The organism is Variovorax paradoxus (assembly GCF_902712855.1).
Classification (GTDB): Bacteria; Pseudomonadota; Gammaproteobacteria; order Burkholderiales; family Burkholderiaceae_C; genus Variovorax; species Variovorax paradoxus_Q.
This window is the reverse complement of record NZ_LR743508.1, coordinates 849,230-875,626: the sequence shown is the minus strand read 5'-3', so window position 1 is coordinate 875,626 and position 26,397 is coordinate 849,230. Positions and strand designations below refer to the sequence as shown.

Genomic DNA, 26,397 nt, shown 5'->3' with positions numbered 1-26,397 from the left:
GTCATCCTGTTATCGGCATCGGAACGCCAGACTTGAGGCCTTTATTCTCAAAATGAGAACCGGCCGGCGAAACGGCGTCGCGTCGGCCGTCGTCCAGCCTGAAGACGCGCACCGCATCCACGAGGCTGCCGGCCTGTTCCTGCAGCGACTGGGCAGCGGCCGAGGCTTCTTCCACCAGCGCCGCGTTCTGCTGCGTCACCTGGTCCATCTGCGTGATCGCCTGGTTGATCTGCTCGATGCCGGAGGTCTGCTCCTGGCTCGCGCTGCTGATCTCGCCCATGATGTCGGTCACGCGTTTCACGCTGCCCACGATCTCTTCCATCGTGCGGCCGGCTTCCGCGACCTGACGGCTTCCGGCCTCGACCTTCTCGACCGAGTCGCCGATCAACGTCTTGATCTCCTTGGCCGCTGCAGCCGAACGTTGCGCGAGGTTGCGCACTTCCGACGCCACGACCGCGAAGCCGCGGCCCTGTTCGCCGGCGCGTGCCGCTTCCACCGCCGCGTTCAGCGCCAGGATGTTGGTCTGGAACGCGATGCCGTCGATCACGCCGATGATGTCCACGATCTTCTTGGACGACGCGTCGATGGAGCCCATCGTGCCGACCACCTGCGACACCGCGCTCCCGCCCTTCGAGGCGACATCGGATGCCAGCAGCGCCAGCTGGTTGGCCTGCCGCGCGTTGTCGGCGTTCTGCTTCACGGTGCTGGTCAGCTCCTCCATCGAAGCCGCGGTTTCCTCCAGCGAGCTGGCCTGCTGCTCGGTGCGCGACGACAGGTCTTGGTTGCCCGAGGCAATCTGCCCCGAGGCGGTGGCGATGGTGTCCGTGCCCGTGCGCACCTCGCGCACGATGCGCACCAGGCTGTCGCGCATGGTCTCCACCGAACGGGTGATGACGCCGATCTCGTCGCGGCGCTCGGAGGCCAGCCGGCCAGAGAGGTCGCCCCCGCCGATGGCCTCGACATGCTCGCTCAGCACGCCGATCGGCCGTACCGTGCGGCGGATGAATGCCACCAGGCCCACGCCAAGCAGCACCGCGGCCAGCACGATGCACCCGCCCAGCCACGCCAGTTGCCGGCGCAGGCCGGCGAGCACTTCGGCGGCTGGCACTTCGGCCACCACCAGCCAGCCGGTGGTCTCGCTGCGCGCCACGGACGCGTGGTGCCCGCCCGGCGCGGCCGGCACCAGCACGGCGGGTGCGTCGTCGATCCAGAAGGCATCGTCGGCCTTGAGGCGTCCGAGCCATGTTCCGGCATCGCCCTGCATCACCTCGGCCAACGGTTTGCCCGCCGCGGTGGGATGGAACACCAGCACCGCTTCGGTGCCGGCGGGGTTGACGATGTAGAGCCCGCCATGGCTGTAGAGACGCGTGCGCGCCACCGCATCGGCGAACGAGGCCTGCTGCTGCGAGATGTCCATCCCGATGTAGAGCACCGCCACCACGCGGCCGGCCGCGTCGCGCACCGGCTCGTAGACGGTGATGTAGGGACGCCCGAACAGCGTCACGCGGCCCACGAAGCGCTTGCCTTCTCGCAGCAGCGGATACGCCGCGCTCTTGCGGTCGAGCAGCGTGCCGACGGCGCGCTCGCCGTTCTCCTTCTTCACCGAGGTGGTAATGCGGCGGAAGTCCTCGCCCTGCGCCACGAACACGGTGGCATTGGCGCCGGGAAAGTCGCTCGCGAAGCGGTCGACCTCGAGGGTCGAGCCGGCATCGATGGGCGTGCCGTTGCTCGACAGCGTGCCGCCGCCGGCGGCGTCGAGCACGAGCGTGTCGGCGAACTGGCGCCGGAACACGCCGAAGGCGTTGCCGGCATTGAGCTGCATCGTCTGGTCGAAGATGTCGAGCGAGCGCGCGATGGCCTCGGCCTTCGCATTTGCGTACTGGGCGGCGCCGCGCTGCTGCTGGTGCGACGCGAGTGCGTAGAACACGCACAGGATCGATGCCGTGACCCCCAGGATCGCCACGCCGGCCCGCACGCTCAGCGTGCGCGCGAGCGACACGAAGGCAGGCGGGGATGCGTGGCGTGGCTGCACGCGGGGTCTTTCGAAACTCATCGATCTTCTTTCAGTTCAGGAAAACGGTCCCTCCGCGGCAGCGCGCCGCGGCATTGCCGTGACCCTGTATCGGCATCCGATCGCCAGACTTGAGTGCTTTTTTCCTAGAACTCCGTCCAGTCGCCCTTGCCGTCCCCGGCCATGGCCAGTTGCGGCGCCGGCGAGGCCGTGCGGCGGACGGCAAGGGCCGGGGCCGGACGCTTGAGCGCGGGCTTGGTGTGGCGAGTGACCGGTGGCACCGGGCGGATCGGTGTGATGCGCGTGAAGCCGGGGCGCGAGGGAACCGTCACTTCGTGATCGCCGAGCTTGAAGATGCTCACCGCCTGCACGAGGCCGCCGGCCTGTTCCTGCAGCGATTGGGCGGCGGCCGAGGCTTCTTCCACCAGCGCCGCGTTCTGTTGCGTGACCTGGTCCATCTGCGAGATCGCCTGGTTCACCTGTTCGATGCCCGAGGTCTGTTCCTGGCTCGCCGCGGTGATCTCGCCCATGATGTCGGTCACGCGGCGCACGCTGCCCACGATCTCTTCCATGGTCCGGCCGGCCTCTTCCACCTGCTTGCTGCCGGCCTCGACCTTCTCGACGGAGTCGCCGATCAGCGTCTTGATTTCCTTGGCGGCTGCGGCCGAACGTTGTGCCAGGCTGCGCACTTCCGAAGCCACCACTGCAAAGCCGCGGCCCTGCTCACCTGCGCGTGCGGCTTCCACAGCCGCGTTCAGCGCGAGGATGTTGGTCTGGAACGCAATGCCGTCGATCACGCCGATGATGTCCACGATCTTCTTGGACGACGCGTCGATCGAACCCATCGTGTCGACCACCTGGCTGACCACGCTGCCCCCGCGCACGGCCACTTCTGATGCCGACACGGCCAGCTGGTTGGCCTGGCGCGCGTTGTCGGCGTTCTGCTTCACCGTGCTGGTGAGTTCTTCCATCGAGGCGGCGGTCTGCTCCAGCGAGCTGGCCTGCTCCTCCGTGCGCGACGACAGGTCCTGGTTGCCCGAGGCAATCTGGCTGGACGCGGTGGCAATGGTGTCCGTGCCCGTGCGAACTTCGCGCACGATGCGCACCAGGCTCTCGTTCATGGCCTTGAGCGCGGACATCAGCCGCCCGGTCTCGTCGTGCGAATGCACTTCGATGCGCGAGCTGATGTCGCCTGCCGCAACCTTTTCGGCCACTTCCACGGCCTCGCCGATCGGGCGGGTGATGGTGCGCGTGATGAACCACGCGATGGCTGCGCCCAGCAGGATCGCGACGCCGCCGAGGCCCAGCATCAGGTTGCGCGCCATGGCATAGGCCGCGCCGGCCTGCTCGTTGGCGGCGCGCGAAAGCTTGCTCTCGTGGGCGTCCATCGCATCGAGTTCGGCGAGCACGGCCTGCACGGCCGGCTGGAACTTGGTGATGAAGAGCATCGTCGCTTCGTCGTTCTGGTTCTTCAGCGCGAAGTCCGACAGCTGCGTGTTCAGCGGCACCAGCACTGCCACCTTCTCGTCGATGCGCGCGAGCAGCGCCTTGCCGGTCGGCGTCGCCAGCAGCTTGGCCAGCGCCGCGCGGCCTTCGGTGTAGCGCTCGCGCGCGTTGACGATCTTCTGGCTCTGTTCGCGCATCGCAGCCTCGTCGCTCAACAGGATGAGGTTGCCGTCCAGGATCGCGATGTCGCGGATCGCGTCGGCCATCGTATTGACGGACGTCACCTTCACGTTGTTGCCGTTGACGATGCCGTCGAGCCTGGACTGGATGTCGCCCAAGGCATTGACACCGAGGCCGACCACGCCGGCGAGCAGCAGGAGGACGGCAGCAAAACCCGCGCCGAGGCGGGTACCGATCTTGAGGTTGAGAAGTGATTTCATGAAGAGTCGAGTCAGGAGTCGATTGCTTTGGAGTTCTTGAACAGGCGGTCCAGCCGTTGCGAGATGAGGTCGGCGTCGCGCGCGGAACGTGCCAGCGAACGCGTGATGCACCAGGCGACGAAGACGCCCGCGAACAGCGCGAGCACGCCCACCGCGAGCACGGCGCGGTGCGCCCATTCGTAGCCGGCCCCGGCCTTGAAGCCGATGCTCAGCGCACCGGCCAGCAGGAACATCAGGATGGAGAAGCCGACGCCCAGCCGAAGGGCGCGCTTGGGACTCAGACGGGTGCGCACGGTGCTTCAGGCCGCATGGGCCTGCGGTTGTTCGTCGGCGTCGAGCTTGAAGGTGCTCACGGCTCTCACGAGGTTGTCGGCCTGCTCCTGCAGGGATTGCGCGGCCGCCGAGGCCTCTTCCACCAGCGCCGCGTTCTGCTGCGTCACCTGGTCCATCTGCGTGATCGCCTGGTTGATCTGCTCGATGCCCGAGGTCTGTTCCTGGCTCGCCGCGGTGATCTCGCCCATGATGTCCGTCACGCGGCGCACGCTGCCCACGATCTCATCCATGGTGCGGCCGGCTTCCTGGACCTGCTTGCTGCCTTCCTCGACCTTGTCGACCGAATCGCCGATCAGCGTCTTGATTTCCTTGGCTGCCGAGGCCGAGCGCTGCGCGAGGCTGCGCACCTCGGAAGCGACCACGGCGAAGCCCTTGCCTTGTTCACCGGCGCGTGCGGCTTCCACCGCTGCGTTCAGCGCCAGGATGTTGGTCTGGAACGCAATGCCGTCGATCACGCCGATGATGTCCACGATCTTGCGCGACGACGCATTGATCGAGCCCATGGTGTCGACCACCTGCGAGACCACGCTGCCGCCCTTCACCGCCACGGCCGAGGCCGACACGGCCAGCTGGTTGGCCTGGCGCGCGTTGTCGGCGTTCTGCTTCACGGTGCTGGTGAGCTCTTCCATCGACGCCGCCGTTTCCTCGAGCGAACTGGCCTGCTGCTCGGTGCGCGACGACAGGTCTTCGTTGCCCGAGGCGATCTGGCTCGAGGCCGACATCACGCCCGCTACGTTCTCGCCCACGTCCGCGACGATGGCGAACAGGTTGGCGCTCATCTGGTTCAGCGCGCGCAGCAGGCCGGTGATCTCGTCGCCGGGCCGCACCTCGAAGCGCGCCAGGTCGCCACCGGCGATGGCGCGCGCGACGTGCACCGCCTCGTCGAGCGGACGGAACACCGTGCGGCCGAGGAACTGGCCGAAGCCCAGCCATGCGAGCGCGGAGGCCACGCCGCCGAATGCGAACGCGGCGGGCAGCCAGCTGTGCGCGCCGTTCGATGCGGCAAGGCGCGATGCCTCGAGCCATCCCGCGGCGCCGAACGCCAGCGAGGCGAGAGCCGCCACGGCCGTGGCGCCGAACACGCGGCGGCGCACGTGGATGCGGCGCAGCCGCGCCAGCGGGCTCGACCAGCCGCGCGAGACCACCTCGCCCTGCACGAGCGAGACATCCTTGGCGCGGCCCTCGCGGATGCGCGCATACAGCGTGTCGGCCTGCTGCACCGCCGCGCGGTCGGGCCGGCTGCGCACCGACATGTAGCCCTGCACCCGGCCGTTGCGGCGGATCGGCGTCACGTTGGCCAGCACCCAGTAGAAGTCGCCGCTCTTGCGCCGGTTCTTGATCAGGCCCGTCCACGGCAGGCCCTGGGCCAGCGTCTCCCACAGGTCGGCGAAGGCCTCGGCCGGCACGTCCGGGTGACGCACGATGTTGTGCGCCTTGCCCATGAGCTCGGCGGCGTCGAAGCCGCTGGCTTCCACGAAAGCCGGGTTGACGTAGGTGATGCGGCCCTTGAGGTCCGTGCGGGACACGAGGGCGGCGGCGGGCGAGAGTTCGTATTCGACGCCGGTGATGGGCAGGTTGACGCGCATGGTCTGGGTTGTTTCTCTTTCAGTTCAGGGCAAGCTGGGGGTCGCCGAGGCGGAACACGCCGACGACTTCGGACAGGCTGCCGGCCTGCTCCTGCAGCGACTGGGCAGCGGCCGAGGCTTCTTCCACCAGCGCCGCGTTCTGCTGCGTCACCTGGTCCATCTGCGTGATCGCCTGGTTGATCTGCTCGATCCCCGACGTCTGCTCCTGGCTCGCTGCCGTGATCTCGCCCATGATGTCCGTCACGCGCTTCACGCTGCCCACGATCTCCTCCATCGTGCGGCCCGCTTCTTCCACCTGCTTGCTGCCCTCTTCGACCTTCTCGACCGAGTCGCCGATCAGCGTCTTGATCTCCTTGGCGGCGGCCGCCGAACGTTGCGCGAGGCTTCGGACTTCCGAGGCCACCACGGCGAAGCCGCGGCCCTGTTCACCGGCACGCGCCGCTTCCACAGCCGCGTTCAGCGCCAGGATGTTGGTCTGGAACGCAATGCCGTCGATCACGCCGATGATGTCCACGATCTTCTTGGACGACGCGTTGATCGAGCCCATCGTGTCCACCACCTGGCTCACCACCGTGCCGCCCTTGACGGCCACTTCCGATGCCGACACCGCCAGCTGGTTCGCCTGGCGTGCGTTGTCCGCGTTCTGCTTCACGGTCGAAGTCAGCTCCTCCATCGAGGCAGCCGTCTCTTCCAGCGAGCTGGCCTGCTCTTCGGTGCGCGAAGACAGGTCCTGGTTGCCCGAGGCGATCTGGCTGGACGCGGTGGCGATGGTGTCCGTGCCCGTGCGAACTTCGCCCACGATCTTCACGAGGCTGTCGTTCATGCCCTTCAGAGCCTCGAGCAGCAGCCCGGTCTCGTCGGTCGTGTCCGACTCGATGCGGCTGGTCAGGTCGCCTGCCGCGACCGACTGCGCCACCTTCACGGCCTCTTCCAGCGGGCGTGCGACCAGGCGTGCGATCCACAGTGCCAGCACCAGGCCGAGCGCGACCGCGCCGACCAGCAGGCCCACGACCCACAGGCGTGCCTGCGAATACACCGCGTCGGCCGTGGCACCGGCGCGCACCGCGCCGGTCACGTTCACTTCGGTGAGCTTGTCGAGCGCGGTGTTCATGTCGCGGCTGAGCTGCAGCGACTTGCCGCGGCTCAGCGTGGTCGCCTGCTCGGCGTCCTGCGTGTGCGAGATCGCGATGATCTTGTTGTGCTCGACGCCGTACTGCGTCAGCAGCTTCTCGAACTCGGGGAAGATCTCGCGTTCCTGGGGTTCGGAGATGAGCGTGGCGTATTCGGCCTTGTTCTTCTGCAGCTGGGCCCAGGTCTGTTCCATCGACTTTTCGTAGGTGCCCATCTCCTCGTACGAGGCCGACAGGATGTGCTGCAGCTCCTGCGAACGGTAGCGCGCCACCAGGTTCTTCATTTCCAGCAGGGAGCGCGTGGCCGGCATCCAGTTGGTTGCCAGGTCCGACGACATGTCGTGGACCTTGCCGAGTTGCAGCACCGACACGGCACCGACGCAGACCGTCAACACGAGCACTGCGATGAACGACACAAGAAGCTTGGTCGCGATTTTGAGGTTGTAGAACGCTTTGATGATTTTTCCTTCGTGGGGCCGCGGACCCCGGGTAGCCAGTTGGTGTGTTTTTTTCCGCGGGAAGACTCAGAATTCGGTCCAGTCGTCGCTGCCGCCCGATGCGGCCAGCTGAGGCTGGGGCGCGGCGGGCTGCAACGGCTTGGTGCGCGAGGAGGGCAGCGCCCTGGCCCGCGCCTTCGACGGCAGCTGCGCAGGATGCGCGGGATGCACCGCCACCTGCAGGCGCGCGGGCGCCTGGTGTGCGGAGCCCAGCTTGAAGATGCTCACGGCCTGCACCAGCGTGCCAGCCTGCTCCTGCAGCGACTGGGCAGCGGCCGAGGCCTCTTCCACCAGTGCCGCGTTCTGCTGCGTCACCTGGTCCATCTGCGTGATCGCCTGGTTGATCTGCTCGATCCCCGACGTCTGCTCCTGGCTCGCTGCCGTGATCTCGCCCATGATGTCCGTCACGCGCTTCACGCTGCCCACGATCTCCTCCATCGTGCGGCCCGCTTCTTCCACCTGCTTGCTGCCCTCTTCGACCTTCTCGACCGAGTCGCCGATCAGCGTCTTGATTTCCTTGGCGGCGGCCGCCGAACGTTGCGCGAGGCTTCGGACTTCCGAGGCCACCACGGCGAAGCCGCGGCCCTGTTCACCGGCACGCGCCGCTTCCACAGCCGCGTTCAGCGCCAGGATGTTGGTCTGGAACGCAATGCCGTCGATCACGCCGATGATATCCACGATCTTCTTGGACGACGCGTTGATCGAGCCCATCGTGTCCACCACCTGGCTCACCACCGTGCCGCCCTTGACGGCCACTTCCGATGCCGACACCGCCAGCTGGTTCGCCTGGCGTGCGTTGTCTGCGTTCTGCTTCACGGTCGAAGTCAGCTCTTCCATCGAAGCGGCGGTTTCTTCCAGCGAGCTGGCCTGCTGCTCGGTGCGCGAAGAGAGATCCTGGTTGCCCGAGGCGATCTGCCCCGAAGCGGTGGCGATCGTCTCGGTGCCGGTGCGCACTTCGCCCACCACCTTCGCCAGGCTCGCGTTCATCTCGCGCAGCGCCTGCATCAGCTGGCCCGCCTCGTCGCGGCTTTCCACGCGAATGTCCGTGCTCAGGTCGCCGGAGGCCACCGTCTCGGCCACTTCCACGGCCTGCGCCAGCGGGCGCACGATGCTGCGCGCGATGAAGAAGGCGAAGATGCCGCCGCTCACCACAGTGAGGATCGTCAGCAGCAGTTGCAGGTTGAAGCTGCGTGCATTCGCCGCGTCGATCTCCTGGCTCATGCGATCGATGTCGCGGCGCTCGATCGACAGCAGGTCGAGAACACGGGTCTCGTAGGCCTTGGCGGCCGGCTGGAACGATTCCTTGAAGGCGCGCGCGGTGGCCACCGCGTTGCCGCTGGCCTTGGCCTTGCCCACCTCGTCCTTCGCCGCCTGGTACTTGGCGCGCAGCTCGACGATCGACTTGTAGGTCGACTTTTCCTCGTCGGTGAACAGCAGCGGCTCCACCTTCGCCATGGTCTCGCTGCCCTTCTTCACGCTGTCGGAGATGACGTCGGCGAAGGTCACGGGGAGCGTCTCGTCGGTGGTGCGCGCGATCATCGACGTGCGCGCGATGGCCGCGTAGGTCAGCACATACCAGTCGGAGATGAGCCGCTCTTTCGCGAGCGGGCTCTGCATCATCAGCCGGGTGGCCTCGGCATTGCTGCGCGAGGATGCCAGGGCGATGGCGGTCGAGATCACGGTCAGGCCCAGCACGACGGCGAAGGCCAGCATCAGGCGGGTGCCGATGCGGAGGTTGGACAGGAAGTTCATGGCGAGGCCTCGAGGGATGTTCAGGCGGGCGCGGTCATGCGACCGCAGCCGCTTCGACCAGGCCCATCTCTTCGCTGGACATGAGTCGGTCGATGTCCACCAGGATCAGCATCCGCTCTTCCAGCGTGCCCAGACCGATCAGGTAGTCCGCGTCCAGCACCGACCCCATCTCCGGCGCAGGCTTGATCTGCTCCGCCGTCAGCGTGATCACGTCCGACACGCTGTCCACCACCATCCCCACCACCCGGCCTGCGATGTTCAGCACGATCACCACCGTGAACTGGTCGTACGTCGGGTCGCCCAGCTTGAACTTGATGCGCATGTCGATGATCGGAACGATGATCCCCCGCAGGTTCACCACCCCCTTGATGTAGTCCGGCGCATTCGCGATCCGCGTCACCGCGTCGTACCCGCGCAGCTCCTGCACCTTCTGGATGTCGATGCCGTATTCCTCCTCGCCCAGCTTGAAGGTCACGACCTCCAGGCGGCCGGTGGCGGCGATCTGCTGCTGTTGCTGTTGCTTGTGGGCGGTGCCCGCGATCTCTGGCATGGGAATCCTCGTGTGTGGCGCGCCACGCGGTGCGAGCGCGCGCCCTGTCTGTCTGTGCGTTGGGTGGGTGCGAACCGGTCGATGCCGCGCGCGGCTCAACCGAATTTCTGCATGATGCGAACCAGCTTCTCGCCGTAGCGCGGGTCCGTGGCGTAGCCCGCGCGCTGCAGGCCGTGCGCGGCCTCGGCGGGGTCGTCGGTCGCCAGCACGTTCGCGTAGCGGGGATTGCGCGTGATGAAGCGCGCGTAGTCGGTGAAGGCCTCTTCGTACGATCCGTAGGCGCGGAACTTGGCGCGGATCTTCTGCGGCTCGCCGTCGACGTATTCGGTGGTGGTGGTCTCGACCGTCGCGCCCTTCCAGCCCTTGTCGGCCTTGATGCCGAACAGGTTGAAGCTCTGGGTGCCGTCGTCGGCGCGGATCTCCCGCTTGCCCCAGCCCGATTCGAGCGCGGCCTGCGCCAGGATCAGCGGCGCGGGCACGCCGCTGGCCGTGCTGGCCGCCTGCGCCGAAGCGCCCATGCGGCCGACGAAGTCGTCGACCTGGCCCTGCAGCGAAGCGCTGACGCCGCCTGCGCCGCCCGAGCTGCGGTCGCTGTTGAACTGGTACACGCGCAGGTCGGCGGAGGCCGGCGTGCGCGGGCTGGGCGCGGAGCCCAGCGGAATGCCCGCGTTCGGACCGTAGGGGAAGCCGCCGCGCGGCTCGAGCGACATCGGCTTCACGCCGATCGCGGCATCCGCCTCGGCATCGGGCGGACCCGAGGGCATCGTGCGGCGCAGCTGCGCGAGCATGGCCTCGGCCAGCCCCACGCCGCGCCCCGAGAGGTTCTGCGTGAGCTGCTGGTCGAACATCGACTGGTAGACCTTCTGGCTCTGGCTGTCGAGCAGGCCGCTGGAGGGCGTCGCCTCGCGCATGCTCTTGAGCACCATGTTCATGAACATGGCCTCGAACTGCCGCGAGACCTGCTGCAGGCCCGCTTCGGGCGAGGTGCGCACGGTGTGCCGCAGCGCATCGACGCCCTGCACGTCGAGGGCGAAGCGCTGGTCGAGCGCACCGCTGCGGCTGGCCGCGTCGCTGCCCGTCCAGGCGCTGGTGGAAGAAACCGTCATCGCGCCGTCCTCAGATGATCTCGAGCTCGGCGCTCAGGGCGCCGGCCGTCTTCATGGCCTGCAGGATCGACACCAGGTCCTGCGGATTCGCGCCGAGGCTGTTCAGGCCCTTGACCACGTCCGACAGCGAAGCGCCGCCGCGCACCATCTGGATCGCGCCGCCGCCCTGGTTCACCGAGATCTGCGAGGTCTGCGCCGCCACCGTGCTGCCGCCCGAGAACGCGCCCGGCTGGCTGACGACGGGTTCGGTGTTGATGACCACCGACAGGCTGCCGTGCGCGATGGCGCAGTCCTTCACGCGCACCGCCTGGTTCATGACCACCGAGCCGGTGCGGGCGTTGACCACCACGCGGGCGCCGGCCTGCGTGGGCGTGACCTCGAGGTCTTCGAGCCGCGCGAGGAAGCCCACGCGCTGCTGCGGTTCGGGCGCCCGCACGCGGATCGCCCGCGCGTCGATGGCCTCGGCCGTGCCCGCGCCGAACTGGCGGTTGATGGCATCGACCGCGCGCTGCGTGGTGCCGAAGTCGGAGCGGTTGAGCTCGATGGCGAAGGTGCCTTCCGCACCCACCGCGGCCTCGACCGTGCGCTCCACCAGCGCGCCACCGGGGATGCGGCCCGAGCTCAGCTGGTTCACCTGCACCTTGCTGCCATTGGCAGAGGCGCCGGCTCCGCCGATCACCATGTTGCCCTGCGCCACCGCGTAGGTCGCGCCGTCGATGCCCTTGAGCGGCGTCATCAGCAGCGTGCCGCCGCGCAGGCTCTTCGCATTGCCCATGGACGACACCGTCACGTCGATGTTCTGGCCCGGCCGCGCGAACGACGGCAGCGTGGCCGTCACCATCACCGCCGCCACGTTCTTCAGCTGCATGTTCACGCCCTGCGGGATCGTGATGCCCAGCTGCTGCAGCATGTTGTTCAGGCTCTGCGTGGTGAACGGCGTCTGCATCGTCTGGTCGCCCGTGCCGTCCAGGCCCACCATCAGCCCGTAGCCGATCAGCGGGTTGTCGCGCACGCCCTGGATGCTGGCGAGCTCCTTGAGCCGCTCCGCGTGCGCCGGAGAAAAGCACAGGACACCCATCACCGCCAGGGCGGCAAGGGGAAAGCGCAACGAGAAGCGGCGGCGCGCGCGGAAAGCAGAGAGATTTTTCATGATCAGAAGGGCATCACGTTCAGGAAGATGCGCTGCATCCAGCCCATGGTCTGGGCCTCGTCGATGTAGCCCTTGGCGGAGTACTCGATGCGTGCATCGGCCACCAGCGTGGAAGGCACGGTGTTGTTGCCCGACACGGTGCGCGGGTTGACCACGCCCGAGAAGCGGATGAACTCCGTGCCCTGGTTGATGCCCATCTGCTTTTCGCCGCTCACGAGCAGGTTGCCGTTGGGCATGACGTCGGTCACCGTGACGGTGATCACGCCGTTGAAGGTGTTGTTGGCATTGGCGCCGCCCTTGGCGGTGAGCGAATTGGTGCCGCTGAGCTTGGTGTCCTGCCCGTCGAGCAGGCCGCCGATCAGCTTCGGGATGGCGGCGAACACGCTCGCGGTGCTGCCCACGCGGCTGGCGTTGGCGCCGGAATTCTTGGTGGCGTTGACCTTCTCGCTGATGACGATGGTCAGGATGTCGCCGACGTTGCGCGGACGGCGGTCCTCGAACAAGGCGTTGGCGCCCGGACCCTCCTGAAAGATCGCGCCGGGCGCGCGACGCGGCGTCAGCGCCGCGTAGCTCTCGGCGCGCGCCGTCATCGGCTGGTGCACCAGCGGCTCGCGCGGCAGCTGTGCGCAGCCCGTCGCCAGCACGGTGGCCACCAGCACCAGTGCCAGCAGCACGCGTGAAAGCAGCGCACCGCCGGCCTCTTGATGAAGACGCACGCCCCGCATCACATCTGCGCCAGGCGCTGCAGCATCTGGTCCGAGGTCTGGACGGCCTTGCTGTTGATCTCGTACGAACGCTGGGTGGCGATCATGTTGACCAGCTCTTCCACCACGTTCACGTTCGAGGCTTCGACATAGCCCTGGCTCAGCGTGCCGGCGCCGTCGACGCCGGGGTTCACCTGGTTGGGCGCGCCCGAGGCATCGGTTTCCGCATACAGGTTCTCGCCCTTGCTCTGCAGGCCGGCGGGGTTCATGAAGGTCGCGAGCTGCAGCTGGCCGATCTGCACCGAGGCGGTGCTGCCCGGCTGCGTGACCGACACGATGCCGTCGCGGCCGATCGTGAGGCTCTGCGCATCGCGCGGGATGGTGATGGCGGGCTGGATCGGGAAGCCGCTGGCGGTGACCAGCTGGCCGTCGGGGTCGGTCTGGAACGAGCCGTCGCGGGTGTACGAGGTGGTGCCGTCGGGCATCAGCACCTGGAAGAAGCCGGTGCCGCTGATGGCCACGTCGCGCGGGCCTTCGGTCTTGGTGAGGTTGCCTTGCGTGTGGATGCGCTCGGTGGCGACCACGTGCACGCCGGTGCCGACCTGCAGGCCCGAGGGCAGGCGGGTCTGGTCGGACGACTGGCCGCCGCTCTGGCGCAGGTTCTGGTAGACGAGGTCTTCGAACACGGCGCGTGTGCGCTTGAAGCCGGTGGTGCCGACGTTGGCCAGGTTGTTGGAGACCACGTCGAGCTGCGTCTGCTGCGCGTCGAGGCCGGTCTTGGCGATGTAGAGGGAGCGAATCATTTGGGTTGGAAATCCTGCGGGTGTGTTGCGGGTGATGGGGCGGCGGGCCGGCTGCGGCCTGTCAGCCGTACGACAGCAGCTTGTTGGCCGACTGCGCGTTGGTGTCGGCGGTCTGCATCGACTTCATCTGCATCTCGAAGCTGCGCGCGTTGGCGATCATCGAAACCATCGCCTCGACCGGGTTGACGTTGCTGCCCTCGACGGCGCCGATGGCCAGCGTCACGCCGGGGTCGGCTTCGGCCGGCTGCAGGCCCTGGCGCATGCGGAACAGGCCGTCGTCACCGCGCACGAGGTCGGTGGTGGCCGGGTTCACGAGCTTGAGCCGGCCCACCTCGCCGATGCCGGTCTCGGTGTTCGAGGCCGCGTCGCGCGCGCTCACCAGGCCGTTGGTGGCAATGGTCACCGCGGAGCCGGGCGGCACGGTCAGTGCGCCGTTGTCGCCCATCACCGGGCGGCCGCCCATGGTGGAGAGCTGGCCGTCGGCCGAGATCTGGAGATTGCCGACGCGCGTGTAGGCTTCGCCGCCGTCGGCGGTCTGCACCACCAGCCAGCCTTCGCCGTTCACGGCCACGTCGAGGCCGCGGCCGGTCTCGGTGATGGGGCCGTGCGCGAAGTCGGCGCCGGGCGTGGTGGCGGACACGAACGCGCGCGTGGGCGCCTCCTGGCCCACCACGGGCACCGCACGGAAGCTGGCGATCTGCGCGCGAAAGCCCGGCGTCGAGACGTTCGCCATGTTGTTGGCGACAGAGGCCTGCTGCTCCATGACCTGCTTGGCGCCGCTCATGGCGACATACAACATTCGATCCACTGGGTGCTCCTGGTGTCAGTCTTAGGGCGCCGCGTCAGCGGATGTTCATCAGCGTCTGCATGACCTGGTCCTGCGTCTTCACGGTCTGCGCATTGGCCTGGTAGTTGCGCTGCGCGACGATCAGGTTGACCAGCTCGGAGGTCAGGTCGACGTTGGACGCCTCCAGCGCGCCGGCCTGCAGCGAGCCGAGCTTGGTGCCCTCGCCCGGCGTGCCGGTGAGCGCGTTGCCCGAAGCCTGCGTCTCGGCCCACACGTTGTTGCCCTTGGGCTCCAGGCCGTTGGGGTTGGCGAACGACGACAGCACGACCTGGCCCAGCAGCTGGGTCTGTTCGTTGGAGAACTTGCCGGTGATGGTGCCGTCGGGGTTGATCGAGAACGAGGTCAGCTCGCCCGAGCGGTAGCCGTCCTGGCCGAGCTTGCTCATGCCGTTGGCAGCGCCGAACTGCGTGGTGCCCGACAGGTCGACCGTGGCGGTCATGGCCGCCGCGCCGTTGGTGAAGTTGATCGGGCCGATGTTCAGCTGGCCGCTGGCCGGCGCGGTCATCTTGCCGCTGGAGTCGAAGGTCAGCGTGGTGAGCGCGGCACCGCCGTTGAGCGCGGCGCCGTCGGACGTGCCGTACACGTTCCAGGTGTTGGCGGGCGTGGGTGCCTTCACGAAGTACACGGCCACGTCGTGCGGGTTGCCCAGCGAGTCGTACGTGGGGCCGATGGCGTTCGAGTAGTTGAAGGTCTCGGAGTCGGCGGCGTTGAACGGCGTCTTGGCCGGGGTTGCCAGGCGCGCGTCGAGGTTGAACTCGGCGTTCACCGTGGTGGTGGCCTTCGGCGTCATGGGCGCCGTGGGGATCTGGATCGGTGCGGGCGTGCCGCCGCTGATGCCGCCGCTGGCGTTCACGCCGTAGCCGGTCAGGCGCAGGCCCTGGGCGTTGACGATGTAGCCTTCCTTGTCGGGCGTGAACTGGCCGTTGCGCGAGTACAGCACTTCACCGCTGGCGCTGGCCAGGCGGAAGAAGCCGTCGCCGTTCAGGATGGCCACGTCGTACGGACGGCTGCTGGTCTGCGTCACGCCCTGCGTGAAGTTCTGCACCACGCCCGAGACCGAGGCGCCCAGGCCCACGCGCGAGCCGGCGTACACGTCCTGGAAGGTGGCGGCGGCGGACTTGAAGCCCACGGTGCTCGAGTTGGCGATGTTGTTGCCGATGACGTCGAGGTTGGCCGCGGCCACGCCGAGTCCGCTGATGCCCTGAGAAAAAGCCATGTTGATTCCTTGGTTCGATGCGTTGGATGCGAAGGGGTGTGCGAGTTGTTCGCGCGATTCGATGGATGGCTCAGAGGAAGAGCCGCACGTCGGACAGGCCGATGTTGTTGCCGCTCATCAGCTCGAGCGTGACGCCGTCGGTGCCCTGCTTCACGGCGGCCACCTGCGAGAAAGTGAGCGCGGTGGCCTTCACGACGGTGCTGCCGTTGGTGGCGTCCGCGACGAACTTGTAGGTGCCCGCGGGCACCACGTTGCCGGCGTCGTCCTTGCCGTCCCAGGTGACGGCGTTGACGCCTTCCTTCATGGAGCCGGCGCTGATGGTGCGCACCGTGTTGCCGGCGGCGTCGACGATCTTGATGTCGACGTCGGAGGCCGTGCCCGGCAGCTCCACCGCGAAGGCCTGCGCCGCGGGTTCCTTGCCGTCCTCGGGCTTGGTGGTGGTGAGCGTGTCGCCGGGCGACAGCACGTTGTAGCCGATGAGCGAAGCCGCCTGCAGCACCTGGTTGGAACCGGTCTGGTTCACCAGGCCCGACAGCGTGGAGTTGAGCTTCTCGATGCCGCTCACGGTGCTCATCTGCGCCAGCTGCGAGGTGAGCTCGGCGTTCTGCATCGGGTTGAGCGGGTCCTGGTTGTTCAGCTGCGTGACCAGCAGCTTCAGGAAGCGCTGTTCGCTGTCGGCGTTCGAGACGCTGGTGTTGCTGCTGGCCGCGGAGGCGGCGTTCTGCCCGGTGATGGACGAGGTGTCGGAGATGGCCATTGCGTTGGTTGCTTTTCTTGTTGAAGGGGTGTGCGGTCGGCTTACTGGCCGAGCGTCAGCGTCTTGACCATCAGCGTCTTCGCGGTGTTGAGCACCTCGACGTTGGCCTGGTAGCTGCGCGAGGCCGAGATCATGTTGGTCATCTCCTCGACCACGTTGACGTTGGGCATGGCCACGTAGCCTTCGGCATTGGCGTGCGGGCTCTTCGGATCGAACACGAGCCGCGGCGGGGACGGGTCCTCGACCACGCCGGAGACGCGCACGCCGCCGATGTCCTGCATGCCGGATGGCGCGACCTCGAACACCACCTGCTTGGCGCGGTAGGGCATGCCGTCGGGACCGGCCACGCTCTCGGCGTTGGCCATGTTGCTGGCGGTCACGTTCATGCGCTGCGACTGCGCGGTCATGGCGGATCCCGCCACGTTGAAGATGTTCATGGATGTGCTGTTGAAGGGCATGGCAGGCCTTATTGCTGTACCGCCGACAGCAGCGACTTGATCTTGGAATTGATCACCGTGAGGTTCGACTCGTAGCGCAGCGCGTTGTCGGCGAAGGCGATGCGCTCCACGTCCATCTCGACCGTGTTGCCGTCGAGGCTGGACTGGTTGGGCGTGCGGTAGAGCAGGTCCTTGTCGGGCATGGCCTGCGCCTGGCCCGCGAGGTGGCGCGCCGACGTGGTGGCCATCGACATCGACTGCGATGCGCGGCCGCGCTCGACGGCTTCGCTCAGGCGGGTGCCGAAGTCGAAGTCGCGCGCCTTGTAGTTGGGCGTGTCCGCGTGCGCGATATTGGCCGCGATCACCTCCTGGCGTTCCGCCCGGAGATTGAGGGCTTCGCGATTGAAGCGAAGCGCCGCATCCAGCTTGTCGATCATCTGAGTTCCATCTGTTGAAGCGTCGCGTTCGCGCATGGCGTGGCGACAGATGGAAAGCGAGTCTATGCATGAGGCGCTTTTGCAATCGTTCGAACAAAGGGGGTTTTCTGCTGCTGCTCGCACCTTCGATCGGCCGCCGAATTTCTAGAATTTCCGGGCGGCGTCTCGTGCCCTTCATGTGTGGAGAGCCGCTCCCCGAGCACTTCTTCGAATGTTTCCGATGACCCTCACCACGCCCCGGACCTGCCTGCCGCGCACCGTGTCGACGATGCTGCTGGCGGCCTGCTGCGCGTTCGCGGCGCAGGCCGGGACGACCAGGGACACCGCCGCGCCCTCCACGGCCGACGCCGTCGTCGCCGCCTACATGCAGACGCAGACCGCCGGCCTGCCGGGCAAGGTCGGCGTCCGGCTCGAAGGCCGCGGCACGGACGCCCTGCCGGCCTGCGAGACCACGCCCGAGGCCTTCCTGCCACCCGGCGCCACGCCGTGGGGCCGGGTGTCGGTGGGCGTTCGCTGCCAGGCCGAACGGCCCTGGACGCGCTACGTGCAGGCCCATGTGTCGGTGGAAGGCAGCTATTTCGTGGCCGCGCGCGTCATCGACGCCGGCAAGCCGGTGGGCGCGGGCGACATCGCCGAGCGCACCGGCGATCTGACGCGGCTGCCGCGCTCGGTCGTCACCAGCGCGGCGGAACTCACCGGGGTGGTGGCGGTCAACCGCATCGCATCGGGCGCGCCGCTGCGCAAGGAGCAGGTGCGCGGCGTCACCGTCATCCAGCAGGGCCAGGCCGTCAAGGTCGTGGCGCAGGGCCAGGGTTTCGTCGTCACCACCGAGGGCCGGGCCATGACCGGAGCGACCGTGGGCGCCGTGGTGCAGGCCAAGACCCGCGACGGCCGGATGGTCAGCGGGGTGGCGGACACGGAGGGGCAGATCCAGCTGGCCCAGTAGGCTTGCCGGCCGCCTTGCCGTACGCTTTGTGCACGCCGCTCCTAAAGTTCTTGCCAGCGCTGCCGATATACGGGTCAGCCCCTGAGGAATCACCTTGAAAATCGATCAACCTGCCCCTTCGGCCACGCCTCTCCACCGGACCCCGCGAACGCCCCGGCCCCTGCCGCCGCGGCTTCGACGACCGGCGCCGATGCCGCCGCCGCGACGCGCGCCAGGAGGCGCCGCAGCCGTCCGCGCTCGTCCACACCATGCCCAGCGCCGTGGGCGGCAGCGATTTCGATGCAGCCCGGGTGGCCGCGATCCGCGAGGACATCCGCGCCGGGCGCTACCAGATCCGCCCCGAGCGCATCGCCGACGGCCTGCTGGCCAGCGTGCGCGACCTGCTCGACCCGGCGGCCGACGCCAGGGTCGAGGCCAAGCCCGCGCCGAAAGGCCGCGAATGACCCAGTCGCTGCTGGCGCACCTGCGCACCGAGACCGCCTGCATCGAGGAATTCCTGTCGGTGCTCGACCGCGAAGCCAAGGCCATGTCGGACAACGTGTTCGCCGACCTGGCCGCCATCGCCGGTGAGAAGACCCTGCTGCTCGATCGCATGACCGAGCTCGACAACCAGCGCGAGGCGCTGCAGGCCGCGCTGGGCTTCAAGCCCGGCCGCGCCGGCGCCGATGCCGCCGCCAAGGCCTGCGGCCCCGCCGCGCAACAGGCCTGGGCCGCGCTGCTGGTGCTGGCCGTGCAGGCCCGCAGCCACAACCTTCGCAACGGCTCGATGGTGTACGCGCACCTCGATTTCACGCAGCAGGCCCTGCATTTCCTGCAGGCCAGCGCCCAACTCTTCTACGGCCCCGACGGCGTGCGCAAGACGCAGCCCGGCGCCGGGACGCGCCTCGCGGTCGGCTGACCGCCGCGCGCCGCGTCCCTCCACCTCACACCCCATGGAAGCTCTCGACAAGAACAACGTCCAATGCTCGCGGCAGGTGGCCATGGTCGGCTGCGACGCTGCCCAGCACCAGGCCTGGGGCCAGCGGCTGCGCATGATGGGCTGCACGCCGGTGCGCTTCGGCAGCAGCGCCGAATTCCTGCAGGCCGTGACCCACGGCAGCCAGTTCGGCCTGCTGCTGGTGGTGCTGAAGGACGAAGGCGCGTGGCCGGTGATCACCTCGATGTGCAAGGCGCTGCGCCTGCCGATCTTCCTGGTGGCCAATGCCCTGCAGCGCGACCTGCTGATCGACGTGCTCGCCACGGCGGGCAGCGAGCCGGCGGGTGCCACCATCGATTTCGCGGTGCTGCCGGTGGACGACTTCGAGGTGGAGCTGCGCGTGCGCGAAGCGCTGCGCCGCACCGAGACGCTGCTGCATCCGCAGACGGTGAGCGCGAACTTCGGCGACTACCGCTTCATCGGCAGCCGCAAGGTGGTGGTGCACCGGGGCGAGGAAATCCGCCTCAAGCCCCGCGAATTCGAACTGGCGCTGCTGCTTTTCCGCAATGCGGGACGGCTTCTGGAACGCGACTGGCTGCTGGCCTCGCTCTGGATGGATTCGCGCATCGAGCGCAAGAGCCGCGTGCTCGACTGCTGCGTGGCCAACATCCGGCGCAAGCTGTCGCTGCACAAGGAATGCGAGTTCGTCCTGCACTCGGTGTACGGCCGTGGCTACGAACTGCGGCGGATGCCCTCGTCTTCCTTGCCCGAACTGGCCGACACGCTGGACCGAGCGGATTTTCCGGAAACCTCGAACGAACCGGCCTGGATCGGCCGGAACGAGCTGGCAAGGGCCTGAATGCGGACCTGAATCCGCCCCTTCCAGGTTGTCCCCGCAGACTGGGGACAACATTGGGGACAACCGGGCGAAGTTCGTCGGGGATCGTTGCCTGGCGCGGGCTGCAACACAATGCCTGCCAAATGGGCAAGGTGGAAATCTTCGATTTTCCGGCCCGCTTCCGACGGCGCGATCTGGCTCGCCGTGCGCAGGCCTCGCCGGGCCGCTAGAGCTCGCCCGGCTCCGACAGCTCGCCCTGGAAGGCATTGACCAGGAAGTCGAGCATCACCCGCACCTTCGCGCTGAGATGGCGGCGGCTGGCGTAGATCGCCAGCACGTCGATGGGTGGCATGCGATAGCCCGGCATGACCTCGACCAGCCGGCCGGCCTCCACGTCCCCGCCGATCACGAACCTCGGCTGCCAGATGACGCCGCCGCCGGCGAGTGCCGCGGCGCGGGCGGTGGTGCCGTTGTTGGCCCGCAGCGCCCAGCGCACCCGCACCGATTCGAGCGTGCCGCCGGGGCCGGCGAACTGCCACTCGTCGGAGGTCGCGCCGTAGGTGTAGCCCAGGCACAGGTGCCGGGACAGGTCGGCCGGAACCTCGGGCATGCCGTGGGCGGCGATGTACGCGGGCGAGGCGCACACCAGGTTGTGCGAGCGCCCCAGGCGGCGCGCGATGTGGTTGCCCGAGCTGGTGCGCGAGATGCGGATGGCGAGGTCGTAGCCCTCCTCGACGATGTCGACCACGCGGTCGATGAGCGCGATGTCGAGCTCGACGTCGGGGTACGTCGCCATGAACTTCGGCCACAGGGGCGCCAGCACCAGGCTGCCGAAGCTCAGCGGCGCGTTGATGCGCAGGCGCCCGCGGGGCTGCAGCGAAGCGGTGGTCGCCAGCGCCTCGGTTTCCGACACTTCCTCCAGGATCGACTTGGCCCGGTCGTAGAGCGCCTCGCCGCCCTCGGTGAGCGACAGGCGGCGCGAGGTGCGGTTGATGAGCCGCGTGCGCAGGTGTGCCTCGAGCTCGTTGATGTAGCGCGTCACGTTGGCCGGCGAGGTGTCCAGCGCGTCGGCCGCCCTGGTGAAGCTGCCCCGCGCCACCACGTTGACGAACATTTCGTAAGCACGGAGCCGGTCCATGGAAGCCCTTCAGATCATTCAGCAAAACTGAATGAGTAAACCATTTTTGGGCTCTTTCTGAAAGCGAAGCTGAATCTTAAATTCACGCCACCGCTTCAAAACTGAAAGAAAAGGACCTCGACATGACCGACAGCCAATTCGTTCCTTCCCGCCGCGCCCTGATCGCGGGCGCCGTCGCCGCCGGCGCCGTCCTGACGCTGGGCTCCACGGCGAACGCCGCAACCGCCGCCGACACGGTGCCGGGCTTCCGCTCGGGCAGCGCGGACGTGAACGGCACCCGCATCAGCTACCGCATCGGCGGCAAGGGTCCGGCCATCGTGCTGCTGCACGGCTATGCCGAGACCGGCCACATGTGGAACCCGCTGATGCCGCTGCTGGCGAAGACGCACACCGTGGTCGTGCCCGACCTGCGGGGCGCGGGCAATTCGTCGAAGCCCGAGACGGGCTACGAGAAGAAGAACATGGCCGTAGACATCCACGAGCTCGTCCGGTCGCTCGGCATCCGCAACGTCAGCATCGTGGGGCACGACATCGGCCTGATGGTGGCCTATGCGTACGCCGCGCAGTTCCCTTCGGAGACCGACAAGGTCGTGCTCATGGACGCCTTCCTGCCCGGCATCGGCCAGTGGCAGAACGTGTGGCTGCTGCGCGACCTGTGGCACTTCCATTTCCACGGCACCACGCCGCTGGCGCTGGTGAAGGGACGCGAGCGCATCTACTTCGAACACTTCTGGAACGACTTCGCGGCCGATCCCAAGCACTCGGTGCCCGAAGCCGATCGCCAGTTCTACGCCAGGGCCTACGCGCAGCCCGGCGGCATGCGTGCCGGTTTCGAGTACTTCAAGGCCTTCGAGAAGGACGCGGCGGAATTCGCGGAGCTGGGCAAGACCCCGCTGCCCATGCCGATGCTGGTGCTCTCCGGCGAAAAGGCCGGTGGCACCTTCCTGATCGAACAGGGCAAGATGGTCGCGACCGACGTGAAGGGCGTGATCGTCAAGGGCTCCGGGCACTGGCTGATGGAAGAGGCGCCCGAGCAGGTCATTCCGGCACTGGTCAGCTTCCTCGGCTGACGGATGCAGGCAGCACGCGCAGCAACAACCGACGGACACTGTCGTCCGACCAACCAAGGAGAATCGACATGGATCTGAAACTCGACGGCAAGCTGGCCCTGGTAAGCGGCAGCACGGCCGGCATCGGCTACGCGATCGCCCACGCGCTGGCCTCCGAGGGCGCAAGCGTCATCGTCAACGGCAGGTCGCAAGCGTCCATCGACGAAGCGGTGGATCGCATCCGCTCGGAGACCAGAGGCACGGTGCACGGCCATGCCGGCGACCTCAGCCAGGCCCACGTGGCGGAGGAGCTCGTGCGCCGCCACCCCGGCATCGCCATCCTCGTCAACAACCTGGGCATCTTCGAGCCCAAGGCCTTCGAGGACATTCCGGATGCGGACTGGCAGCGCTTCTTCGATGTGAACGTGCTGAGCGGCGTCCGCCTCGCACGCCTGGTGCTGCCCGACATGAAGCGCGCGAACTGGGGACGGATCATTTTCATCTCGAGCGAGAGCGCGGTGCAGATTCCGACCGAGATGATCCATTACGGCGTGACGAAGACCGCGCAGATCGCGGTGGCGCGCGGGCTCGCTGAATCGGTGGCCGGCACGAACATCACCGTCAACAGCGTGCTGCCGGGACCGACGAAGTCGCGCGGCGTCGGCGACTTCGTCGAAGGCATGGCACGCACGAGCGACAAGACCTTCGAACAGGTCGAGGCGGAGTTCTTCGACCACGTCCGCCCGACCTCGCTGATCAGGCGCTTCGCCTCGCCGCAGGAAGTGGCCTCGCTCGTGGCCTACGTGGCAAGTCCGCTCGCGTCGGCGACCACGGGCGCGGCACTTCGCGTCGACGGCGGCGTGGTCAAGAGCGCCTTCTGACACAGGCGCGATGACGCCCCGGCCGGCCGCATCGTGCCGGCCGGAGCGCCATCGACACGAGCGCGGCCGGTCGCACGGCACCTCCGGCGAGCGCCGCACAACGCAGCGACCTTACTTGCGCAGCGGCCTTACTTGCGCAGCGACCGGAAGGCGGACCGCATCTCTTCCGCGAACAGCTGCGGTTGTTCCCAGGCCGCGAAGTGGCCGCCCCGGTCGACTTCCTTGAAGTAGTACATCGACGGGTAGGCGCGCTGCGCCCACGACTTCGGCGCCCGGTAGATCTCGCCCGGGAAGACCGTGATGGCCACCGGCACGGTGATCTCCGTGGTCCGCTGCGCGGCGGAGCTGAAGTTGTTGTTGTTGTTCTCCCAGTAGAAGCGCGACGACGAACTGGCGGTGCCGGTGAGCCAGTAGAGCGAGATGTCGTCGAGGATGCGGTCGCGGCCGAGCACGGCCTCGGCGTTTCCGGAGGGGTACGTCCACTCCGTGATCTTCTCGTACATGAACGCCGCGAGGCCGGCCGGCGAATCGTTGAGTCCGTAGCCCAGGGTCTGTGGCCGCGTGACCATCATGGCGCCGTACGCGGCGTTGCGGGCGAAGAACTTGCTGAGCGTCTGGTACGCCGTGCGTTCCGCGTCGGGCAGGTTGGCCGGCGGCTCGTCGCCGGCGTGGATGCCCTTGACGAGTTCGGGCGGCACGGTGGCCGGCATGTTCAGGTGGATGCCGAGCAGGCCCTGCGGCTTCTGGCGGGCCATGGCATCGGAGATCACGGAGCCATGGTCGCCGCCCTGGGCCACGTAGTGGTCGTAGCCGACGCGATGCATCAGCACGTCCCAGGCCCGCGCCACGCGGTCGGGTCCCCAGCCCAGTTCCTTGGGCAGGCTGGAGAATCCATGGCCCGGAATGGCCGGGATCACGACGTCGAAGGCGTCCTCGGCCTTGCCGCCGTAGGCGGTCGGACCGGTGAGCGGGCCGATCGCGTCGATGAACTCGAGCGGCGAGCCCGGCCATCCGTGGGTCAGGATGAGCGGCATCGCATTCGGATGGCGCGAGCGCACGTGGATGAACTGCACGTCCACGCCGTCGATCGTCGTGACGAACTGGGGCAACGCGTTGAGGCGCGCCTCCAGCCTGTGCCAGTCGTAGCCGGTTTCCCAGTACTTCACCAGTTGCTGCAGCTTCGCGAGCTGCACGCCCTGCGAGGCATCGCTCACGGTTTCCTTGTCGGGCCAGCGCGTGGCCTGCAGGCGGGCTTTCAGCTCCTTCAGGGCCTTGTCCGAGACATGGACCTTGAACGGGCGGATCGCCTCCGATGACGGTGCCGACTGGCTCGATGCCTGCCCGGCGGGCGCGCCGCCTTCGCCGGCCTGGCCGGCAAAGGCGATGCCCGATGCAGCCATGAGGCCGGCCGCGCAGACGGCAGACAGGAGCCGGATCTTCGATGGCTTGCGTTGTGTGATTCTGTTGATGTGCACGGGAATGATCTCCATTGATGAATGAGCGGGTTGCGGCCGTCGCGCCACGAGAAAAAGGATCGGCAGCGGGGTGCCGGTCACGCGGGTGAGCGCTGCGAGACCTCGGGGACGACGGTCGGTTGGAACGACTTGCGGACCGGACTATTGCCGGTGTGCCTGCCGTTCGAACGCTGCGGCGTATCGCTCTGTATCTCGCCGTGTTTCCCGAACAATAGATTTCAAAGAAGGTGCGCGCGGGCAGCCGCGGCGCTGCCACGAAGGGCCGCTTTCTGCAGACAATGAACCCGCTCGCAACCAAGCAGAAGGGATCAAGATGTCAGCCGACGACTGGTGGAAGTGCGGAATCGTCTATCAGGTCTACCCGCGTTCGTTCCAGGACAGCAACGGCGACGGCATCGGAGACCTCGACGGAATCCGCGCCCGGCTGGGCCACCTGGTCTCGCTCGGCATCGATGCCGTGTGGATCTCGCCGATCTATCCCTCGCCGATGGCCGACTTCGGCTACGACATCTCCGACTTCTGCGCCATCGATCCGCGCTTCGGCACGCTGGACGGCTTCGATGCGCTCGTGCAGGAGGCGCATGCGCGAGGGATCAGGATCATCCTGGACTTCGTGCCCAACCACACGTCGGACCGGCATCCGTGGTTCGTGCAGAGCCGCAGCGCGCGCAGCGACCCGCGGCGCGACTGGTACATCTGGCGCGACCCGGCCCCGGACGGCGGGCCGCCCAACAACTGGATCAGCAACTTCGGCGGACCGGCCTGGACCTTCGACCCGGTCACCGGCCAGTACTACGGCCATTCGTTCCTGAAGGAGCAGCCGGACCTCAACTGGCGCAACCCCGAAGTGCGCGAGGCGATGTACGAGGTGCTGCGCTTCTGGCTGCGGCGCGGTGTCGACGGATTCCGCGTCGACGTGCTCTCGCAGATCGTGAAGGACGCACAGTTGCGCGACAACCCGCCGAACCCCGACTTCGTCGAGGGCCAGGACGAGTTCCATCGCTGGCTGATGCTCCACAACACCGACCTGCCGGAGGTGCAGCCGATCGTGGCCGAGATGCGCCGCGTGGTCGACGCGTTCAGCGACACGCGATCGTCGCGCGTGCTGATCGGCGAGCTCTACCTGCCGCTGCCGCGCCTGGTCGCCTACTACGGGCGCAACGCCGAAGGCGTGCTCGAGGGGGTGCAGCTGCCCTTCAACTTCGAGCTGATCGCCACCGAATGGCAGGCCGCGCGCATCCGCCGCTTCGTGCGCGACTACGAAGCCGCCCTGCCCGCCGGCGCGCAACCCAACTGGGTGCTGGGCAACCACGACAAGCCCCGCATCGCGAGCCGCGTCGGCCCCCGCATGGCGCGGCTCGCGGCCATGCTCCTGCTCACGCTGCGCGGCACGCCGACGCTCTACTACGGGGACGAGATCGGCATGACGGACGTCGCGATTCCCGCCGACGAAGTGCAGGACCCGTTCGAGAAGAACAGGCCCGGCCTGGGCCTGGGCCGCGACCCGGAGCGGACACCCATGCAATGGAGCGCCGACGCGCAGGCGGGCTTCACGACCGGCACGCCGTGGCTGCGCCTGGCGGCCGACTGGCGCACGAACAACGTGGAAGCGCAATCGCGCGACACCGGCTCGATGCTGGCGCTGCACCGGCGCCTGATCGCGTTGCGCCGCGCGCAGCCTGCGCTGAACCGCGGCGACCATGAAGCGCTCGACGCCGGCGACGAGGTGCTCGCCTTCGCGCGCAACCACGAAGGACAGCGGCTGGTGGTGCTCCTGAACTTCGGCGAGACGCCGGCACCGATTCCACCGGCATCGATGCCGCACCGGCCGGTGGTGCTGGCATCGACCGACCCTGCGCGCGCCGAAGGCATCGAGGGGCCGCTGGTGCTGGCGCCCTGCGAGGGCGTGGTCATCGGCACCGTGGACGACAAGGGCCCGGCGGCGCCGTAAC

At 67.9% G+C, this 26,397-nt stretch carries 25 protein-coding genes; 7 read left to right on the top strand and 18 right to left on the bottom strand.

What is annotated here, in order from left to right:
• Position 1: 1 nt before the first annotated feature.
• The 16 genes from AACL56_RS30655 to flgB all read right to left on the bottom strand — a co-directional run bounded on the left by AACL56_RS30655 (position 2) and on the right by flgB (position 17,202).
• On the bottom strand, positions 2–2,053 hold the full coding sequence (locus AACL56_RS30655; protein WP_339093882.1) for a methyl-accepting chemotaxis protein: 2,052 nt from the start codon (positions 2,051–2,053) through the stop codon (positions 2–4).
• 104 nt (positions 2,054–2,157) lie between these two features.
• Entirely contained in the window at positions 2,158–3,897 is a 1,740-nt protein-coding gene (locus AACL56_RS30650) for a methyl-accepting chemotaxis protein (protein WP_339093880.1), read from the bottom strand.
• An 11-nt stretch (positions 3,898–3,908) separates the two neighbouring features.
• Positions 3,909–4,190, bottom strand: a complete 282-nt coding sequence (locus AACL56_RS30645; protein WP_339093878.1) for a hypothetical protein — start codon at positions 4,188–4,190, stop codon at positions 3,909–3,911.
• 6 nt (positions 4,191–4,196) lie between these two features.
• Positions 4,197–5,816 carry a methyl-accepting chemotaxis protein gene (locus AACL56_RS30640; protein WP_339093876.1) on the bottom strand — a complete coding sequence of 540 codons (1,620 nt, stop codon included), beginning with the start codon at positions 5,814–5,816 and terminating at the stop codon, positions 4,197–4,199.
• A gap of 19 nt (positions 5,817–5,835) precedes the next feature.
• Positions 5,836–7,404, bottom strand: a complete 1,569-nt coding sequence (locus AACL56_RS30635; protein ID WP_339095292.1) for a methyl-accepting chemotaxis protein — start codon at positions 7,402–7,404, stop codon at positions 5,836–5,838.
• A 66-nt stretch (positions 7,405–7,470) separates the two neighbouring features.
• The gene (locus AACL56_RS30630) at positions 7,471–9,195 is read right to left on the bottom strand and encodes a methyl-accepting chemotaxis protein (protein ID WP_339093874.1); all 1,725 of its coding nucleotides are present in this window, start codon (positions 9,193–9,195) and stop codon (positions 7,471–7,473) included.
• A 34-nt stretch (positions 9,196–9,229) separates the two neighbouring features.
• Positions 9,230–9,745, bottom strand: coding sequence for a chemotaxis protein CheW (locus AACL56_RS30625; RefSeq protein ID WP_339093872.1), 516 nt, complete (start codon positions 9,743–9,745; stop codon positions 9,230–9,232).
• 95 nt (positions 9,746–9,840) lie between these two features.
• Positions 9,841–10,851, bottom strand: coding sequence for a flagellar assembly peptidoglycan hydrolase FlgJ (gene flgJ, locus AACL56_RS30620; protein ID WP_339093870.1), 1,011 nt, complete (start codon positions 10,849–10,851; stop codon positions 9,841–9,843).
• Between the two features lie 10 nt (positions 10,852–10,861).
• A complete protein-coding gene (locus tag AACL56_RS30615) occupies positions 10,862–12,001 on the bottom strand; it encodes a flagellar basal body P-ring protein FlgI (RefSeq protein ID WP_425337096.1) in 1,140 nt (379 codons plus the stop codon).
• Positions 12,002–12,003: 2 nt separating this feature from the next.
• On the bottom strand, positions 12,004–12,687 hold the full coding sequence (locus AACL56_RS30610) for a flagellar basal body L-ring protein FlgH (protein ID WP_339095288.1): 684 nt from the start codon (positions 12,685–12,687) through the stop codon (positions 12,004–12,006).
• 38 nt (positions 12,688–12,725) lie between these two features.
• A complete protein-coding gene (gene flgG, locus AACL56_RS30605) occupies positions 12,726–13,508 on the bottom strand; it encodes a flagellar basal-body rod protein FlgG (protein ID WP_339093868.1) in 783 nt (260 codons plus the stop codon).
• A gap of 61 nt (positions 13,509–13,569) precedes the next feature.
• Entirely contained in the window at positions 13,570–14,316 is a 747-nt protein-coding gene (locus AACL56_RS30600) for a flagellar basal body rod protein FlgF (protein WP_339093866.1), read from the bottom strand.
• A gap of 34 nt (positions 14,317–14,350) precedes the next feature.
• Entirely contained in the window at positions 14,351–15,571 is a 1,221-nt protein-coding gene (flgE, locus tag AACL56_RS30595; protein ID WP_339093864.1) for a flagellar hook protein FlgE, read from the bottom strand.
• Between the two features lie 70 nt (positions 15,572–15,641).
• Positions 15,642–16,328 (bottom strand): flagellar hook assembly protein FlgD, encoded by a 687-nt coding sequence (locus AACL56_RS30590; protein WP_339093862.1) that lies wholly within the window; start codon positions 16,326–16,328, stop codon positions 15,642–15,644.
• A 41-nt stretch (positions 16,329–16,369) separates the two neighbouring features.
• Entirely contained in the window at positions 16,370–16,786 is a 417-nt protein-coding gene (flgC, locus tag AACL56_RS30585) for a flagellar basal body rod protein FlgC (RefSeq protein WP_339093860.1), read from the bottom strand.
• A gap of 8 nt (positions 16,787–16,794) precedes the next feature.
• Positions 16,795–17,202 carry a flagellar basal body rod protein FlgB gene (gene flgB, locus AACL56_RS30580; protein WP_339093858.1) on the bottom strand — a complete coding sequence of 136 codons (408 nt, stop codon included), beginning with the start codon at positions 17,200–17,202 and terminating at the stop codon, positions 16,795–16,797.
• Between the two features lie 220 nt (positions 17,203–17,422).
• Here flgB and flgA point away from each other — a divergent pair, with 220 nt between their 5' ends.
• The 4 genes from flgA to AACL56_RS30560 all read left to right on the top strand — a co-directional run bounded on the left by flgA (position 17,423) and on the right by AACL56_RS30560 (position 19,923).
• Positions 17,423–18,148 carry a flagellar basal body P-ring formation chaperone FlgA gene (gene flgA / locus AACL56_RS30575; protein WP_339093856.1) on the top strand — a complete coding sequence of 242 codons (726 nt, stop codon included), beginning with the start codon at positions 17,423–17,425 and terminating at the stop codon, positions 18,146–18,148.
• Positions 18,149–18,396: 248 nt separating this feature from the next.
• Complete coding sequence (flgM, locus tag AACL56_RS30570; protein ID WP_339093854.1) at positions 18,397–18,591, top strand: flagellar biosynthesis anti-sigma factor FlgM; 195 nt, start codon at positions 18,397–18,399, stop codon at positions 18,589–18,591.
• Positions 18,588–19,046 (top strand): flagella synthesis protein FlgN, encoded by a 459-nt coding sequence (locus tag AACL56_RS30565; RefSeq protein WP_339093852.1) that lies wholly within the window; start codon positions 18,588–18,590, stop codon positions 19,044–19,046. Before flgM ends, AACL56_RS30565 begins: the two co-directional genes overlap by 4 nt.
• A gap of 34 nt (positions 19,047–19,080) precedes the next feature.
• Positions 19,081–19,923 carry a winged helix-turn-helix domain-containing protein gene (locus AACL56_RS30560; protein WP_339093850.1) on the top strand — a complete coding sequence of 281 codons (843 nt, stop codon included), beginning with the start codon at positions 19,081–19,083 and terminating at the stop codon, positions 19,921–19,923.
• Between the two features lie 205 nt (positions 19,924–20,128).
• On the opposite strand, the gene AACL56_RS30555 is transcribed toward AACL56_RS30560, so the two are convergent.
• Positions 20,129–21,040, bottom strand: a complete 912-nt coding sequence (locus tag AACL56_RS30555; RefSeq protein WP_339093848.1) for a LysR family transcriptional regulator — start codon at positions 21,038–21,040, stop codon at positions 20,129–20,131.
• 122 nt (positions 21,041–21,162) lie between these two features.
• On the opposite strand from AACL56_RS30555, the gene AACL56_RS30550 reads away from it, so the two are divergent.
• Both AACL56_RS30550 and AACL56_RS30545 read left to right on the top strand, forming a co-directional pair.
• Positions 21,163–22,110 carry an alpha/beta fold hydrolase gene (locus tag AACL56_RS30550; RefSeq protein ID WP_339093846.1) on the top strand — a complete coding sequence of 316 codons (948 nt, stop codon included), beginning with the start codon at positions 21,163–21,165 and terminating at the stop codon, positions 22,108–22,110.
• Between the two features lie 68 nt (positions 22,111–22,178).
• On the top strand, positions 22,179–22,970 hold the full coding sequence (locus AACL56_RS30545) for an SDR family NAD(P)-dependent oxidoreductase (protein ID WP_339093844.1): 792 nt from the start codon (positions 22,179–22,181) through the stop codon (positions 22,968–22,970).
• 128 nt (positions 22,971–23,098) lie between these two features.
• On the opposite strand, the gene AACL56_RS30540 is transcribed toward AACL56_RS30545, so the two are convergent.
• Positions 23,099–24,370: an epoxide hydrolase family protein gene (locus tag AACL56_RS30540; protein ID WP_425337111.1), complete on the bottom strand. Its 1,272-nt coding sequence runs from the start codon at positions 24,368–24,370 to the stop codon at positions 23,099–23,101.
• Positions 24,371–24,758: 388 nt separating this feature from the next.
• Between AACL56_RS30540 and AACL56_RS30535 the strand changes: the two genes are divergently transcribed.
• Positions 24,759–26,396, top strand: a complete 1,638-nt coding sequence (locus AACL56_RS30535; RefSeq protein WP_339093840.1) for an alpha-amylase family glycosyl hydrolase — start codon at positions 24,759–24,761, stop codon at positions 26,394–26,396.
• Position 26,397 lies beyond the last annotated feature (1 nt).

Coding starts and splice junctions, on each gene's coding strand:
- flgA (WP_339093856.1), top strand. CDS start 17,423: ATGACCCTCACCACGCCCCGGACCTGCCTGCCGCGCACCGTGTCGACG.
- AACL56_RS30550 (WP_339093846.1), top strand. CDS start 21,163: ATGACCGACAGCCAATTCGTTCCTTCCCGCCGCGCCCTGATCGCGGGC.
- AACL56_RS30555 (WP_339093848.1), bottom strand. CDS start 21,040: ATGGACCGGCTCCGTGCTTACGAAATGTTCGTCAACGTGGTGGCGCGG.
- flgJ (WP_339093870.1), bottom strand. CDS start 10,851: ATGACGGTTTCTTCCACCAGCGCCTGGACGGGCAGCGACGCGGCCAGC.
- AACL56_RS30650 (WP_339093880.1), bottom strand. CDS start 3,897: ATGAAATCACTTCTCAACCTCAAGATCGGTACCCGCCTCGGCGCGGGT.
- flgC (WP_339093860.1), bottom strand. CDS start 16,786: ATGCCCTTCAACAGCACATCCATGAACATCTTCAACGTGGCGGGATCC.
- AACL56_RS30655 (WP_339093882.1), bottom strand. CDS start 2,053: ATGAGTTTCGAAAGACCCCGCGTGCAGCCACGCCACGCATCCCCGCCT.
- flgG (WP_339093868.1), bottom strand. CDS start 13,508: ATGATTCGCTCCCTCTACATCGCCAAGACCGGCCTCGACGCGCAGCAG.
- AACL56_RS30535 (WP_339093840.1), top strand. CDS start 24,759: ATGTCAGCCGACGACTGGTGGAAGTGCGGAATCGTCTATCAGGTCTAC.
- AACL56_RS30565 (WP_339093852.1), top strand. CDS start 18,588: ATGACCCAGTCGCTGCTGGCGCACCTGCGCACCGAGACCGCCTGCATC.
- AACL56_RS30545 (WP_339093844.1), top strand. CDS start 22,179: ATGGATCTGAAACTCGACGGCAAGCTGGCCCTGGTAAGCGGCAGCACG.
- flgM (WP_339093854.1), top strand. CDS start 18,397: ATGCCCAGCGCCGTGGGCGGCAGCGATTTCGATGCAGCCCGGGTGGCC.
- AACL56_RS30590 (WP_339093862.1), bottom strand. CDS start 16,328: ATGGCCATCTCCGACACCTCGTCCATCACCGGGCAGAACGCCGCCTCC.
- AACL56_RS30640 (WP_339093876.1), bottom strand. CDS start 5,816: ATGCGCGTCAACCTGCCCATCACCGGCGTCGAATACGAACTCTCGCCC.
- AACL56_RS30540 (WP_425337111.1), bottom strand. CDS start 24,370: ATGGCTGCATCGGGCATCGCCTTTGCCGGCCAGGCCGGCGAAGGCGGC.
- AACL56_RS30615 (WP_425337096.1), bottom strand. CDS start 12,001: ATGAAAAATCTCTCTGCTTTCCGCGCGCGCCGCCGCTTCTCGTTGCGC.
- flgB (WP_339093858.1), bottom strand. CDS start 17,202: ATGATCGACAAGCTGGATGCGGCGCTTCGCTTCAATCGCGAAGCCCTC.
- AACL56_RS30625 (WP_339093872.1), bottom strand. CDS start 9,745: ATGCCAGAGATCGCGGGCACCGCCCACAAGCAACAGCAACAGCAGCAG.
- flgE (WP_339093864.1), bottom strand. CDS start 15,571: ATGGCTTTTTCTCAGGGCATCAGCGGACTCGGCGTGGCCGCGGCCAAC.
- AACL56_RS30560 (WP_339093850.1), top strand. CDS start 19,081: ATGGAAGCTCTCGACAAGAACAACGTCCAATGCTCGCGGCAGGTGGCC.
- AACL56_RS30630 (WP_339093874.1), bottom strand. CDS start 9,195: ATGAACTTCCTGTCCAACCTCCGCATCGGCACCCGCCTGATGCTGGCC.